This is a genomic window from Sphingobium sp. 22B (assembly GCF_001580035.1).
In the GTDB taxonomy this organism is placed as follows: Bacteria; Pseudomonadota; Alphaproteobacteria; order Sphingomonadales; family Sphingomonadaceae; genus Sphingobium; species Sphingobium fuliginis.
This window is the reverse complement of sequence record NZ_LTAB01000003.1, coordinates 36,401-50,583: the sequence shown is the minus strand read 5'-3', so window position 1 is coordinate 50,583 and position 14,183 is coordinate 36,401. Positions and strand designations below refer to the sequence as shown.

General features: G+C 65.0%; 16 protein-coding genes. 7 read left to right on the top strand and 9 right to left on the bottom strand.

Going from position 1 to position 14,183, the window contains the following annotated elements; translation table 11 throughout:
* Positions 1-111 precede the first annotated feature (111 nt).
* The 7 genes from A0J57_RS04685 (at position 112) to A0J57_RS04655 (ending at position 5,551) form a co-directional block, all read left to right on the top strand.
* Positions 112-561, top strand: coding sequence for an HPr kinase/phosphorylase (locus A0J57_RS04685; protein WP_025547576.1), 450 nt, complete (start codon positions 112-114; stop codon positions 559-561).
* Positions 558-1,490, top strand: a complete 933-nt coding sequence (gene rapZ / locus A0J57_RS04680; protein ID WP_048576855.1) for an RNase adapter RapZ — start codon at positions 558-560, stop codon at positions 1,488-1,490. Before A0J57_RS04685 ends, rapZ begins: the two co-directional genes overlap by 4 nt.
* A 32-nt stretch (positions 1,491-1,522) precedes the next feature.
* Complete coding sequence (locus A0J57_RS04675; RefSeq protein ID WP_025547579.1) at positions 1,523-1,927, top strand: PTS sugar transporter subunit IIA; 405 nt, start codon at positions 1,523-1,525, stop codon at positions 1,925-1,927.
* Positions 1,924-2,196 carry an HPr family phosphocarrier protein gene (locus A0J57_RS04670; protein ID WP_025547580.1) on the top strand — a complete coding sequence of 91 codons (273 nt, stop codon included), beginning with the start codon at positions 1,924-1,926 and terminating at the stop codon, positions 2,194-2,196. The genes A0J57_RS04675 and A0J57_RS04670 overlap by 4 nt, the downstream gene beginning before the upstream one ends.
* Before the next feature lie 117 nt (positions 2,197-2,313).
* The gene (locus A0J57_RS04665) at positions 2,314-3,309 is read left to right on the top strand and encodes a sensor domain-containing diguanylate cyclase (protein WP_048576856.1); all 996 of its coding nucleotides are present in this window, start codon (positions 2,314-2,316) and stop codon (positions 3,307-3,309) included.
* Positions 3,310-3,443: 134 nt separating this feature from the next.
* Entirely contained in the window at positions 3,444-4,244 is an 801-nt protein-coding gene (locus tag A0J57_RS04660; protein WP_061940124.1) for an RNA methyltransferase, read from the top strand.
* 44 nt (positions 4,245-4,288) lie between these two features.
* Positions 4,289-5,551, top strand: coding sequence for an MFS transporter (locus tag A0J57_RS04655; RefSeq protein ID WP_101756451.1), 1,263 nt, complete (start codon positions 4,289-4,291; stop codon positions 5,549-5,551).
* On the opposite strand, the gene A0J57_RS04650 is transcribed toward A0J57_RS04655, so the two are convergent.
* The 9 genes from A0J57_RS04650 to A0J57_RS04610 form a co-directional block, all read right to left on the bottom strand.
* Positions 5,535-6,059 carry a GNAT family N-acetyltransferase gene (locus A0J57_RS04650; protein WP_061940128.1) on the bottom strand — a complete coding sequence of 175 codons (525 nt, stop codon included), beginning with the start codon at positions 6,057-6,059 and terminating at the stop codon, positions 5,535-5,537. The genes A0J57_RS04655 and A0J57_RS04650 overlap by 17 nt on opposite strands.
* Positions 6,060-6,160: 101 nt before the next feature.
* Positions 6,161-8,785, bottom strand: coding sequence for a TonB-dependent siderophore receptor (locus A0J57_RS04645; protein WP_061940130.1), 2,625 nt, complete (start codon positions 8,783-8,785; stop codon positions 6,161-6,163).
* A gap of 343 nt (positions 8,786-9,128) precedes the next feature.
* Complete coding sequence (gene rplS / locus A0J57_RS04640; RefSeq protein ID WP_025547586.1) at positions 9,129-9,497, bottom strand: 50S ribosomal protein L19; 369 nt, start codon at positions 9,495-9,497, stop codon at positions 9,129-9,131.
* 11 nt (positions 9,498-9,508) lie between these two features.
* Positions 9,509-10,240, bottom strand: coding sequence for a tRNA (guanosine(37)-N1)-methyltransferase TrmD (gene trmD / locus A0J57_RS04635; protein ID WP_061940132.1), 732 nt, complete (start codon positions 10,238-10,240; stop codon positions 9,509-9,511).
* A complete protein-coding gene (locus A0J57_RS04630) occupies positions 10,237-10,509 on the bottom strand; it encodes a hypothetical protein (RefSeq protein ID WP_061940134.1) in 273 nt (90 codons plus the stop codon). The genes trmD and A0J57_RS04630 overlap by 4 nt, the downstream gene beginning before the upstream one ends.
* A 133-nt stretch (positions 10,510-10,642) precedes the next feature.
* A complete protein-coding gene (gene rimM / locus A0J57_RS04625) occupies positions 10,643-11,122 on the bottom strand; it encodes a ribosome maturation factor RimM (RefSeq protein ID WP_025547590.1) in 480 nt (159 codons plus the stop codon).
* Positions 11,123-11,127: 5 nt separating this feature from the next.
* Positions 11,128-11,580: a 30S ribosomal protein S16 gene (rpsP, locus tag A0J57_RS04620; RefSeq protein ID WP_025547592.1), complete on the bottom strand. Its 453-nt coding sequence runs from the start codon at positions 11,578-11,580 to the stop codon at positions 11,128-11,130.
* Positions 11,581-11,659: 79 nt separating this feature from the next.
* Complete coding sequence (gene ffh / locus A0J57_RS04615; protein ID WP_061940136.1) at positions 11,660-13,111, bottom strand: signal recognition particle protein; 1,452 nt, start codon at positions 13,109-13,111, stop codon at positions 11,660-11,662.
* A gap of 203 nt (positions 13,112-13,314) precedes the next feature.
* A complete protein-coding gene (locus A0J57_RS04610; protein WP_061940138.1) occupies positions 13,315-14,034 on the bottom strand; it encodes a hypothetical protein in 720 nt (239 codons plus the stop codon).
* Between the last annotated feature and the right edge of the window lie 149 nt (positions 14,035-14,183).

Genomic DNA, 14,183 nt, shown 5'->3' with positions numbered 1-14,183 from the left:
AATTTGCCCCTCCCCCACACCCCCACTGCACCATAATGAGAAACGCCCCGGTTAATTCGATTTCCACCAGCGCCAACAGGAGCTAATATGACGTCAAAGCGATAAGGCGATATGGCGTCGACACATTCTTCCGAAACCCTGCATGCGACCAGCGTGGCGATTGACGGCCGGGCCGTGCTGCTCTGCGGCCCCAGCGGCATGGGCAAGTCCGACCTGGCGCTGCGCCTGATCGATCGCGGCGCCGTGCTGGTGAGCGACGACTATACCCGCCTGCTGGAGATCGAAGGGCGCCTGTTCGCCCGCGCGCCCGACCGGATCGTCGGCATGATGGAGGTGCGCGGCCTGGGGCTGGTCGACATGCCCCATGCGGACAACGCCCCGGTCGCGCTGGCCGTCGACCTCAGCGACGATGTGGAGCGCATGCCGCCGGAAACCGCGCAACGGTCCATCGCGGGGGTCGCAATCCCCGTGGTCCGGCTCGCCCCGTTCGAAGCATCCGCCCCGATCAAGGTGGAACTCGCCGTCCGGACCCTGGGCCTCGGGAGCATGGACCCGTTGTGAGCCTGGAAACGCCGAAGACCATCCTGCTCGTGTCCGGCCTGTCAGGCGCGGGCAAGACGACCGCGCTCAAGACGCTGGAGGATATGGGCTGGGAAGTGGTCGACAACCTGCCGCTGGTGCTGCTCGACCGCCTGCTCGACACCCCCCTGCCGGAGGGGCATGAGGAAGGGACGGACCGTCCTCTGGCGCTGGGCATCGACGCGCGCACCCGCGGCTTCGACGCCGCCGCCATCGTCCAGCGGATCAAGGCCCTGCGCGCTCGCCACGGCCATGATGTGGAAACGCTGTTCCTCGACTGCTCCGGCGAGGAGCTGGAGCGTCGTTTCGCGGAAACCCGCCGCCGCCATCCGCTGGCCACCGACCGCCCCGCCCGCCATGGCATCGCCCGCGAGCGGGAACTGACCGAACCGCTGCGCCGCTGGGCCAATCAGGTGATCGACACCAGCAGCCTCACCAGCAACGGCCTGCAACAGGAAATCCGCAACCGCTTCTCCCGCGAGGGGCTGTCGGACCCGGTGCTGACCATCATGTCCTTCGGCTATTCGCGCGGCGTGCCGCTCAACGCCGATCTGGTGTTCGACATGCGCTTCCTGCGCAATCCCCATTGGGAGGAGGCGCTGCGGCCGAAGACGGGGCTCGACCCCGCTGTCGCCGCCTATATCATGGAAGATCCCGCCTATGAGGAGGCGGTCGGGCGCATCGAACACTTGCTGGCCCTGCTGCTGCCCCGCTATGCGGAGGGCGGAAAAAGCTACATTACCGTGGCCTTTGGCTGTACGGGCGGCCGCCATCGGTCGGTCCATGTGGCCGAACGCGTCGCCAGATACTTGCAAGATGCGGGCTTTTCGCCCACGGTCTCGCACCGCAATATGGAATCAGCGCCCCAGGACGCCCTGGAGAAGCGCAGACCGGGAGGCCCGAAAGCGTAATCCATGAAGAACAGGTGGGCCACGTAAGCAAGATGATTGGACTGGTACTCGTCACCCATGGGGCGCTGGCGACGGAATTCGTCGTCGCGATGGAGCATGTGGTCGGTCCGCAGCAGCAGATCGAGACCATCTGCATCGGGCCTGAGGACGATATGGAGATGCGCCGCGCCGACATCGCCAATGCGGTGGCGCGCGTCAACGACGGGTCGGGGGTGATCCTGCTGACCGACCTGTTCGGCGGCACCCCCTCCAACCTCGCCATCTCCCTGCTGAAGGCGGGGGAGATAGAGGTGATCGCGGGCATCAACCTGCCCATGCTGATCCGCCTGGAAAGCGCGCGCAAGGTCATGGACGTGCGCCAGGCCGTCGCCGCCGCGCGGGAAGCGGGTCAGAAATATATCAGCGTTGCATCGGAACTGTTGGGCAGCACCACATGAGCGAAATCAGCCAGGAAGTCAGGATCAGCAACCGCCGGGGCCTCCACGCCCGCGCCAGCGCGAAATTCGTGACCCTGGCCAGCGGCCTTCCCGCGCAGATCACCGTGCGCAAGGACGGCAGCGAAGTCACCGGAACCTCCATCATGGGCCTGATGATGCTGGGCGCGGCGATGGGGGACAGCATCGTCATCAGCGCCACTGGTCCCGAGGCAGCCGATTCGCTGGGCAAGCTGGTGACGCTGGTCGAGGATAAATTTGGCGAGGAATAAGGCGGGTCGAGCCTGCTAAGCCTTTGTCAAACATCGGCAAGCGACTATCACAGGATAATATCGAACGGGAATCGCGGGGCGCAGGAAGGGCGCGCCGCCGGTTGAGGATAGTTGGCAATGCTCGATCCAAAGCTGATGGACGAACCGGCGCGTCTCGCCGCGCTGAACCGGTACGAAGTTCTGGATACGCCAAGGGAATCCTCCTTCGACCGCATCACCGATCTGGTCCGCAGCATCCTGGGCGTGCCGATTTCGGCCGTCTCGCTGGTCGATACCGACCGGCAGTGGTTCAAGTCGCTGGCCGGCCTCGACGAAAGCGAAACTGCCCGCGACATCGCCTTTTGCGACCACACCATCCGCCAGCGGGCGCCGATGGTCATCACCGACGCCAAGGAGGATGCCCGCTTCCGCGACAATCCGCTGGTGACGGGCGATCCCAACATCCGCAGCTATGCCGGCATCCCGCTGGAGACGCCGGACGGCTATAATATCGGTTCGCTCTGCGCGATCGACACCGTGCCGCGCGAATTCGACCCGGCGCAGATCGCCATCCTCAAGAATCTCGCCGCGCTGGTGGTCGAGCAGCTCGAACTGCGCCGCATCGCGGAGCGCGATCATCTGACCGGCGCGCTCAGCCGCCGGGCCTTTCTCACCGAAATGAACCGCGCCATCGCCCTGTTCGAACGGCATGAGCGGCCCGCCAGCCTGCTGCTGTTCGACATCGACCATTTCAAGCATATCAACGACACCTACGGCCATCCCGCTGGCGACCAGGTGATCCGCGGCATCGCCCGGCTTTGCGCCGGCCTGCAACGCCCCAGCGATTCGCTCGGGCGGCTGGGCGGCGAGGAATTCGGCATATTGCTGCCCGAAACGGCGGAGGACGATGCCGCAAGGGCGGCGCAGCGCTTCTGCGACGCGATCGCCGCTGCGGAAATGCCCGGCACGCCGCCGCTGCGCGCCACCGTCAGCTTCGGCGTGGCGGAACTGCGCGGCGACTGGCCGACAGGCGAAAGCTGGCTGGCGGTCGCGGACATGGCGCTCTATGAAGCCAAGCGCTCCGGCCGCAACCGCGTCGCCGTCGCCCGGCACGGCGCCTCCCAGGCGACCTGAGATAGGGGATCCGGTTTAAAGCCCGCCGGCAGCAAAGCCAAACCCCCACCCTGCCAAGCCCCCTACCCTTTTCCCCTCTCCCCCTATAGAGAGGCCGTTTCGGCGGACCTGCAAAAAGGGCAAGGGACAGCATCGTGGCGCGAGAAATCACCGGATTTTCCAACCCGCTGGTGAAGCGCGTCCGTTCCCTGCGGGAGAAGAAGTTCCGCAAGGCGGAGGGCCTCTTCCTGGCCGAAGGGCTGCGCATCCTGACCGAAGCGCGCGAGGAAGGCGTGCTGCCCGAAATGCTGTTCCACGCCGGTTCCACCCACCCCCTCGCCGCCGACCTGATCGCGGCGATGGAGGCGGCGGGCGGCGACGTGATAGAGACGACGCCCGACATCCTCTCCAAGATCAGCGGCAAGGATAATCCGCAGGCGGTGGTCGGCGTCTATCGCGACCGCTTGACCCCGCTGGCGAAGCTCGACCGGAGCAGGGCCGACATCTGGATCGTCGCCCAGTCGCTGCGCGATCCCGGCAATCTGGGCACGATCCTGCGCACCGGCGATGCGGTCGGCGCGGGCGGTCTGATCCTGATCGACGATTGCGTCGACCCCTTCTCCGTCGAATCCGTGCGCGCCAGCATGGGCGCCCTCTTCACCCAGAGCATCACGCAGGCGCGCTGGGGCGAGTTCATGCACTGGCTGCGCGAGGGGCCGGGCGAGCTGATCGGCACCAGCCTGAAGGCCACGCACGACTATCAGGAACCGCGCTACCAGAGCCCCAGTTTCCTGCTGGTCGGCAATGAGGCGCAGGGCCTGCCCGAAAGCTATGAAGCCGAATGCGACCTGCTGGTGAAGATGCCGATGCTGGGCAAGGCGGACAGCCTGAACGCGGCGGTCGCCTGCGCGGTGATGGCCTATGAATTGCTGAACCAGAAGCGGGCGGGGAAATGACGACGATGGGGGGCGTGCAAGCGGTGGAAGCAGGGGCCAGGGAAATGGGCGGCATGGGCGCGATGCTGCGCCACAAGCGGGTGCTGGCGGCCAGCCTGATCGGCACGGCCGTCGAATTCTACGACTTCTATATCTACGCGACCGCCGCCAGCCTGGTCTTCGGGCCGCTCTTCTTCCCCGCCTCCTCCCCCTCGGCACAATTGCTCGCCGCCTATGGCAGCCTGGCCCTCGCCTTCTTCGCCCGGCCCCTGGGCGCGGCGGTGTTCGGCCATTATGGCGACCGCATCGGGCGGAAGGCGACGCTGGTGACGTCGCTGATGCTGATGGGCGGATCGACGCTGGCGATCGGATTCCTGCCGACCTATCAGAGCATCGGCTGGTGGGCGCCGCTGATCCTGTGCCTCCTGCGCTTCGGACAGGGTTTCGGCCTTGGCGGCGAATGGGGCGGCGCGGCCTTGCTGGCGGTGGAGAATGCGCCTCCGGGATGGCGCGCGCGCTTCGGCATGTTCCCGCAATTGGGCGCGCCGGTGGGCTTCCTCGCCGCCAACGGGCTGTTCCTGTTGCTGGGCATGTTCCTCACTGACAAGGATTTCTTCGCCTGGGGCTGGCGCCTGCCCTTCCTGGGCAGCGCGGTGCTGGTGATCCTGGGCCTCTGGATACGCCTGAAGCTCACCGAAACCCCCGAATTCGCGGCGGCCCGGGCCGAAGCACCGCCGCCCGCCGTGCCGCTCGCCACCCTGTTCAAGAGCCATTTGGGCGCGGCCGTCGCGGGCACCTTCGCCTGCGCCGCCTGTTTCGCCGTCTATTATATCGCGACCGCCTTCGCCCTCGGCTATGGCACCACCACGCTCAGGATCGACCGCGAAACCTTCCTCGCCATCCAATTGGGCGCGATCCTGTTCATGGCGTTCAGCATCATCGTCGCCGGCTGGTGGTCGGACAGGAGCAGCCCGACCCGCGTGCTGGTCGCGGGCTGCATCGGCACGGTGGCGATGGGCGTGATCTTCGGTCCCGCCATGGGCACCGGGCAATTGCTGCCGATCTTCCTGATCCTCAGCCTCGCCCTGTTCCTGATGGGCTTCGTCTATGGGCCGCTCGGCGCCTATCTGCCGCATCTCTTCCCGGTGCAGCTTCGCTATACCGGCGCGTCCTTCGCCTTCAACCTGGGCGGGATCATCGGCGGCGCGCTGGCGCCCATCGTCGCGACCTGGCTGATCCAGGTCCAGGGCGTCGAGCTGGTCGGCCTCTATATGTCGGCAGCGGCGGCGCTCAGCCTGATCGGCCTCTGGTTCACGAGTCGCCAATAGGCTTGCGCATCAGGATCAGCGGCACGCCGCTATCCTCGAACGCCCGCACGTCGGCGAAACCGAAGCTGCGGTAAAGCGGCACGCCCGCCATGGTGGCGGAAAGTTCCAGCGCCGCGAAGCCCTCCGCCCGCGCCGCCGCCTCGCAGAGGGAGAGGATCAGCGTGCCCACGCCCTTCCGCACATGATCGGGATGGGTGTACATGGCCCGCACCCTGGCGGCCTCCGTCGCCGGATCGAGCAGCCGGTCGTCCCGCCCCGCGCTATGGTCGCCGCCATAGGCCGTGGCGCGCCGGCTCCAGCCGCCGCAACCGGCAATCTCCCCCCGATCCTCGATCGCGAAATAGGTGCCGTCGCTGATCAACCGGCTGTCCAGCCCCATGAAGCCATGGCTGGCCTTCACCTGTTCGGGTGTCAGGAAACCGGATTGCAGGCGGTCGATGGCCAGGGTCATCAGTTCCAGCAGCGCCGGTTCGTCGGCCGGGGTGGCGATACGGTGGAAAAGCGGCATGGACTGGCACCGATAAAAGGCAGAAGGGCGGCGACGGCCCGTGCCGTTCGCCGCCCTTCCCGTTCCAAGACAGGCAGGCCGGATGGCCTGTCCGCCTGTTTTCAGAAGGTGACGTTCACCCGCGCATAATAATAGCCGCCATTGATGCCGAAAGGCGAGATGGTCGGATATTTGCTGGTCGAATAGCCGCGTTCGCCATTGGCGAGTTCCGCGTTGCGGATGAACTCCTTGGACCGCTGGGTCGGATATTTGTTGAACAGATTGTTCGCACCGATGGAAAGCTTGATCGGCTTGGCGATCTGGTAGCCAAGTTCGAGGTCGGTGATGAACGCCTCCTTGACCGGCACCTTGATGAGGTCGCCGGCATCCGGGCCGCTGCGCGCGGTTTCCAGCGTATAAACCTGCGAATAATAGCTTTCGCGCAGGTTGGCGGAGAATTTGCCCCAGGTCCAGAAGGCGTTGAACGTGCCCCGGAAGCGCGGCGTGCTGTGCTCCAGCTCCACTTCGCTCGACGCGTCGATAAGGCGCGTCAGCTCGGGATTGACGGTGCTGGAATAGAGCGCGGACGGAAGCGGATTGATGCCCAGGACCTTGTTGGCGTTGTAATTGCCGGTGAAGGTCAGGTCGAGCTTGCCCATTTCGCCAAGGTCGGTGACATAGCTCGCCACCAGGTCGACACCCCGGGTCCGCATCTTCACGCCGTTGACGAAGCTCTGCACCGACACTCCGCCCTCGGTGTTGCGGTCGACGCCATTGTCCGCGAACAGCACATAGGCCGGGATCGCGTCCGCCGTCCTCCAGTCCGTCACCGTGCTGCTGCCGCCCAGCGCCGCGTTCACCGCGCTCAGCACCGCCAACTGGTTGTAGATGGCATATTGGTCCGCATCGAAGGGCAGGCAGGCCGCCGCATTGCCGCCCGCATAACCCGCCGGGCAGCGATTGCCGGTAAAGCCGGAGAAGGCCGTCGAGGTCATGATGCGGTTGCGGATCGTGATCTGATAGGCGTCCAGCGTGATGGTGAAGTTGCGCGCCGGGTTGATGACCGTACCCAGGCTGAAGTTGGTCGACTTTTCAGGCTTGAGGCCGCCAAAGCCCAGCGATGCCGCGGCGGACGATGCGGGCGGAAGCACGCCGCCGATGAAGCCCGGTCCGACGTTCAGGCCGGAATAGCCTCCTTCGGCCAGGGTCGGCGCGCGGAAGCCGGTGCTGACCGTGCCGCGCAACGCAAAGGCGTCGGAGAAGTCATAGCGGCTGGTCAGCTTGAAGACGGTCGTGTCACCGAAATCGCTATAATGTTCGTGGCGGACCGCGCCGTCCACCAGCCAGTTTTCCAGCGGCTTGAGGCTGATGTCCAGATATTGCGAGAAATTGTCCCGCTTGTACTTGCCCGCGTCATTGGGGCTGTAACCGAAGAAGGACTGCGCACCGCCGCCATAATAGGAGGCCGGATCGCCGGCCCGGATGCCATAGGTCTCATGCCGGAATTCCAGGCCCGCCGCGATGTTGACCGGTTCCGAAAGCCCAATGTCCACGGCATGCGTCAGGTCGAGCGTGTTGCTCCACTGGGTGTTGAAGAAGTCGCCATTGTGGAAGGTTTCGGGCGTGAAGCCGGTATCGGCGTAGAGCTGGGCATTGGCCGAATGATAGACATAGACCTTGACCAGATCCTTGCCATAGGTGGACGCCAGGTCGAACGTCGTGTCCCCCAATGTGCCGCGGAAACCGCCGGTCACCGAATAATCGGTCTCGTCGATGCGCTCCTGCGGCTGGAAGCCCCCGGCATAATAGGGCACGCCGCCGGCGCTGACGACGGTCGTCGGCGGGCGCGTATTCTCATAGGCGGCGGCCTTCTTGTGGCCATAGCTGCCGAAGCTGTAGATTTCATAGTCGCCGAATTCATAGCCGGCATTGTAGTTCACGACCGTCTGGTCAATGTGCGGGTCGCCTATGATCCGGTTGGTATAGGGATAGCCGGGCAGGTTCCTGATTTCGGGATAGGTGTTGGACAGGTTGATCGATTGCGGGTTGATGTCGCCCCGGAAGCTGAAGCCCTTGTGCTTCTTCTGCGCCGATATGTTCAGATAGGCGCCGTCGAAGGGCGCCATGCCGATATTGCCGCCGATCGCATAGGTCTTGCCGCCCTGGTCGTAATATTCGCCGCCGGTCGCATTGATGGAGCCGCCATGGTCGGCCTTCTTCTGGAGGAAGTTGATGACGCCCGCGATGGCGTCCGTGCCATATTGCGCCGCCGCGCCGTCCTGCAGCACTTCCACGCGCTCGATCGATTCGGGCAGGATGAAGCTGACGTCCGGAGCGGCGCTGCCGCCATAGGGTCCACCGGCGACCGAGACGTTGGCGGTGCCGTGACGCCGCTTGCCGTTGACCAGGACCAGGGTGTGGTTGGGGCTGAGGCCGCGCAGCTTCATCTGCAGGTTATGCGCCTGAAGGTCGCTGCCGAAGGATTGCGCCTGGACGGAGGGAAGCTGCTGCGCCAGGCTCTGCATCAGGTCCGGGGAGCCCGTGCGCTGCAACGTGTCCGCGCCCAGGAGCTGGATCGGCGCCGGGCTGTCGGCCACCTTCATCCCGGTCAGGCGGGTGCCGGTGACGATGATCGCCGCGCCATCCGTGGCGGAGGCCGCTTGCGGATCGGTCTGTGCGTAAACTGTTGCTGAAGAAGACAGCGCAATAATCATGGCTGCGCGAGAAACGAAACTCTTTTGGTTCATGAACCAGCCCCCTTGCTTCGTTATGAAGAGAGCCTCTCCCGACAGATATTTTCTTGTTCTTACCTGAACAGTTCGTTCAAATCCTTTGAGCTACGATGATCCTGCTCCAGAGCCGCAGGCTTGGATCTTCGAAATATTGAGCAATCTCTGGAAACGGAACGCTGACACAAAACCGCCATCAAAGAAAAACGAATTTCTGCTGCGGCGCGAAATCATGGCTGACGGGGAAAGGGGAAATCCCCGCAATTCCGGATCAAATCATTGATGCATAAAGAAAAAGGCGGCACCCGCATGGGATGCCGCCTGTCTCTTTTTTACAACTGTCAAGACAGTATGAAAGCGATCAATCCTCGCTGCGCACTTCACGGCGCTCGGCAATGCGAGCGCGCTTGCCGGTGCGGCCGCGCAGATAATAGAGCTTCGCGCGACGCACCACGCCCTTGCGGACGACAGTGATCGAATCGATGTTCGGCGAATAGAGCGGAAAGACGCGCTCAACGCCCTCACCGAAGCTGATCTTGCGCACGGTGAAGTTGCTGCCCATGCCCTTGTTCGAGCGGGCGATGCAGACGCCTTCGTAATTCTGGACGCGGCTGCGGTCGCCTTCGACGACCTTCACGCCGACGCGCAGCGTGTCGCCGGGGCGGAATTCCGGAATATCCTTGGCGAGGGCCGCGATGTTCTCGGCCTCGATCTGCTGGATCAGGTTCATGACTTCAAGTCCTACTTTTCGCGTTGCGCACCAGAGGGCGGCTGGTCCCGAACGCCGATATGGCGTTCCCAAAGGTCCGGCCGCCTTAGCCGTGTGTCCTCTTCCGCCCTTTGTTTCCGCCAGGCGGCGATCTTCGCATGATCCCCCGATCGCAACACTTCGGGGATCATACGCCCTTCCCATATAACGGGCCGGGTATAGTGCGGATATTCGAGAAGGCCGCTTTCGAAGCTCTCTTCATCCCCACTGGAAGCGGCGCCCATTACCCCAGGAAGCAGGCGGATGCAAGCATCCAGCAGCATCAGGGCGCCCATTTCTCCGCCGGAAAGGATGATGTCGCCCATGCTGATCTGCTCGACGGGCCGGGCGTCGAAAATCCGCTCGTCAAAGCCCTCGAACCGGCCGCAGAGGATGGTGGCTCCGGGACCGGCGGCAAGCTGGCGGATGCGCCCCTGGGTGATCGGCGCGCCGCGCGGCGTCATGGCGATGACCGGCAGGTCCGGGCGCTTTTCCAGCGCATGATCGATGGCAAGGCCAAGGATGTCGGCCCGCAACACCATGCCCGCCCCGCCGCCCGCGGGCGTATCGTCCACGGTGCGATGCCTGTCGGTGGCGAAGTCGCGAATGTGGATGGGATCGCAGCCCCATTTCCCCTCCGCCAGCGCCCGCCCGGCCAGCGACACGCCCAGCGGCCCAGGAAACATCTCCGGGTAGAGCGTCAATATCTGCGCCTGAAAGCTCATGCCTTGCGCGCCTTGAACCAGGCGCCCGTCACGCCGCCCAGCAGCGACACCCCGCCGCCGAGCATCAGCGCGATGCCGATGGCGCGCAGCAGGTCCGCGAAGGGCCGGTCCGGCTGCACCAGCGCGGGCAGCAGGAACAGCATCGGAATGGGAACGACCATCGCCACGCCCGCGGCGATCTTGAGCGTCCGCGACCAGGAAATGGTGAAGAGACGCCAGCCAGCGGCGACCATCAGGAGCAGATAGAGAGCGGCAAGTATTTTCGGCATGGTTCGCGCCCTCTTAATGCCTCCGATTGATCTACAACCTGCTCCTGCGAAGGCGGGAGCCTGGTTCCACCGTCCGATCTGGGCTCCTGTCTTCGCGGGAGCACGGCGGTTCAATTGCCCTGGCGAACGAAGCTCAAGCCGCAAACGCGGCCTCTATGACCGCCCGCTCATCCGCAATGGTCACCGCATGCATCGGCGCCATGAAACGCTTGCCGTTGGGCCGCTCCACCTCGATGATGTCGCCGGCGCCGAAATTCTCGACCGCCACGACATGGCCCAGCCCTTCGCCATCGCTGGAGAAGCAGGGCAGGTCGATCAGGTCGGCATGATAATATTCGCCCTCCCCCAGGGGTGGCAAAGCCGAACGGGGAACGGTCAGTTCGGTGCCGCGCAGCGCCTCCGCCGCGGAGCGATCACCGACTTCGGCAAAGCGGGCGACCGCGCCGTTCGGGCCGGGGCGCACCGACTTCAACGTCAGCCTGCGCCCCGCCGCATCGAAGCCGTCATAGGATTTCAGGGCCTCAGCCCCCTCCCCGAACAGCTTCAGACGGACCTCGCCCGTCACTCCATGCGCGCCGATGATGACGGCAAGCGTGACGGGCTTGTCGGTCAAAGGGCTCAGCCTTCAGCCGATTCTTCGGCCGGAGCGGCTTCTTCCGCCGGTGCTTCGGCGGCCGGAGCGGCAGCGGCCTCGGCGGCGGCCGCCTTGGCGGCTTCGGCGGCTTCAGCGGCTTCCGCAGCCTTGGCGGCGCGGTCTTCGGCGCGATCCTTGGCCTTCTGACCCGGCTCGGCCTTCTTCGGGTTGTTGCGGGCGGCGCGTTCCTTCACTCCGGCAGCATCCAGGAAGCGGGCCACGCGGTCGGTCGGCTGCGCGCCGGCGGCAACCCAGTGCTTCGCGCGCTCGACGTTCAGAACGACGCGCTTCTCGTCGCCCTTGGGCAGGACGGGGTTGTAGCTGCCGATGCGCTCGATGAACTTGCCGTCACGCGGGGCGCGGCTGTCCGCCACGACGATGCGGTAATAGGGACGCTTCTTCGAACCGCCGCGCGAAAGACGAATGGACGTTGCCATGAAACCTGACCTTACCTTTCTGTACCAAATTACGTGTTTTTCAATTCGTCATCCCAGCTTGCGCCAATGACGAGCAGCTTCACTTCTTCATGAAATTCTGAAAGCCGGGCGGCAGGTTCGGCATATTGCCCCCCAGTCCCGGCAAACCCTGCGGAGGCGCGCCGCCACCGCCCAGCATCCCATCCAGCCCACCACCGGTGAACATCTTGGCCAGCCCTTTCAGGCCGCCCATCTTGCGGATCTTCTTCATCGCCGTTTCCATCTCCTGATGCATTTTCAGGAGCCTGTTGACTTCCTGCACGGTCGTGCCGGAACCCTTGGCGATACGGATCTTGCGCTTGGCGTTGATCAGGGCGGGCTTCTCCCGCTCCTTGGGGGTCATCGACCCGATCATCGCGTCGAGATGGATCAGCGTCTTGTCGTTGGCGCCGCTCTGAGCCATCGCCGCCTGCGCCTTCTTGAGGCCCGGCAGCATGCCCGCCAGCGCGCCAAGACCGCCCATGCGGCGCATCTGGTTGAGCTGGGCGCGCAGGTCGTTCATGTCGAACTGACCCTTGGCCATCTTCTTGGCAAGCTTGTCGGCTTCCTCGGCGTCGATGGTCTCGGCGGCCTTTTCGACCAGCGAGACGACGTCGCCCATGCCCAATATGCGCTGCGCCACGCGGGCCGGATGGAACGGCTCGATCGCGTCCAGCTTTTCGCCGGTACCCGCGAACTTGATCGGACGGCCGGTAACGGCGCGCATCGACAGCGCCGCGCCGCCGCGCGCATCGCCGTCCATGCGGGTCAGCACCACGCCCGTCAGCGGCACGTGGGCCGTGAAGCTGGTCGCGACATTCACCGCGTCCTGACCAGTCAACGAGTCGACCACCAGCAGGATTTCCGCCGGGCTGGAGACTTCGGCCACCGCCTTCATCTCGTCCATCAGCGCCTGGTCGACATGCAGCCGGCCAGCGGTGTCGAGCATCACCACGTCGAAACCCTGCAGCTTCGCCGCCTGCAACGCCCGCCTGGCGATGTCGACCGGCTGCTGCCCCGGCACGATGGGCAGGGTCGCCACGTCGGTCTGCGTGCCCAGCACCGCCAACTGCTCCTGCGCGGCGGGTCGCTGGACGTCGAGCGACGCCATCAGCACCTTCTTGCGCTCTTTTTCCTTCAGGCGCTTGGCGATCTTCGCGGTGGAGGTGGTCTTGCCCGAACCCTGCAGGCCGACCATCATGATGACGGCGGGCGGGGTCACGTCGATCAGCAGGTCGGAGGATTCCGAACCCAGCGTCTCGGTCAGCGTGTCCGAGACGATCTTGACGACCATCTGCCCCGGCGTGACCGATCGCAGCACATCGCTGCCGACCGCCCGCTCGGTCGCCTGATCGACGAACTGGCGCACCACCGGAAGCGCGACGTCGGCCTCCAGCAGCGCGATTCGCACCTCGCGCATCGCGGCGCGGACATCGTCCTCCGTCAGCGCACCGCGCCCACGCAGCTTGTCGAATACCCCACCCAGACGATCGCTTAGCGAATCGAACATCATCACCTCAATTTGGGCCGAAAGGCCCGGAAAACCTTGCTTACCCCGTCAAACGACAAAATCGCCGGCGGGCGAAACCTCGCCGGCCAGCGTCCATCCGGTACTCCTCTTGAGTGCCATGGATCTGTCAGGGTATCGGACGGCAAACCATCCGACTGCTGGCGCGCCCTTAGCGCAAGGGCGCGCCCGACGCAACCGAAAGCGGCTCAGCCGGCCAGGGCGGAAGCCAGCCAGAGGACAGGCCGCGTCGCCGCCAGGACCGGCACGGCCAGTCCCTCCACCAGAATCGCCGCAGCGCCCACGGCATAGGCGGGATGCACCCGGCCCCGCGTGGCGAGGTCATGGACCATGCCGGCCGCGACGAACAGCATCTGCCCGCTCATCACCGCCAGCCCGCCCCAGGGGCCGAGCAGCGGCATCGGCAGGATGCGTCCGAAGGCAGGCCCGATGATCGCCACCATGGCGCACAGCATCAGCCGCCGATGCCATTCGGTCCGTCGGCGCATCCGGATGGCGCCCGTCAGCAGGGCGGCGAAGGCCAGCAGTTCCAGCACGCTCAGCGCCAGGAAGATCGGCGGCGTGAAGAAGGGCGGCACCCGGTCCAGCACGACCGCCATGCTCATGGTCAGGATGCCCAGCGGCACCATCGCCGTGGCCAGGCCTACGGCCACCCATCCCATGCGCCGATGCAGCGCCATCGACCCGCGATGGGCAAAGGCGTTCTGCATGACGAACAGCAATGTCCAGCCGACGAACACCGCGCCGTGGACATGCACCCAATAGGGCACGCGCGCCACATCCACCATTCCGCGCAGCGCGTAGGAGCCGAAGCCCCCGATCACCGTCGCCGCGATGGCGACCGACATTACGAGGTAAAAGCCATTTTCCCGCACGGACGCGGGAACGGTCGACGCAGCAGCATCCATGGGACGCCTTCCCCCTTTTCAAGAAGATTTAAGCCGTCGCGACCTTTGTTTGCGTCCCTGTAACAGAATATCAGGGGAGTCGCGAGAGGCGGCCCGGCGCTGCCTTACATTTGTAAAACCCCTTGCCAGCAGCTTCGGCAGCGGCAAGG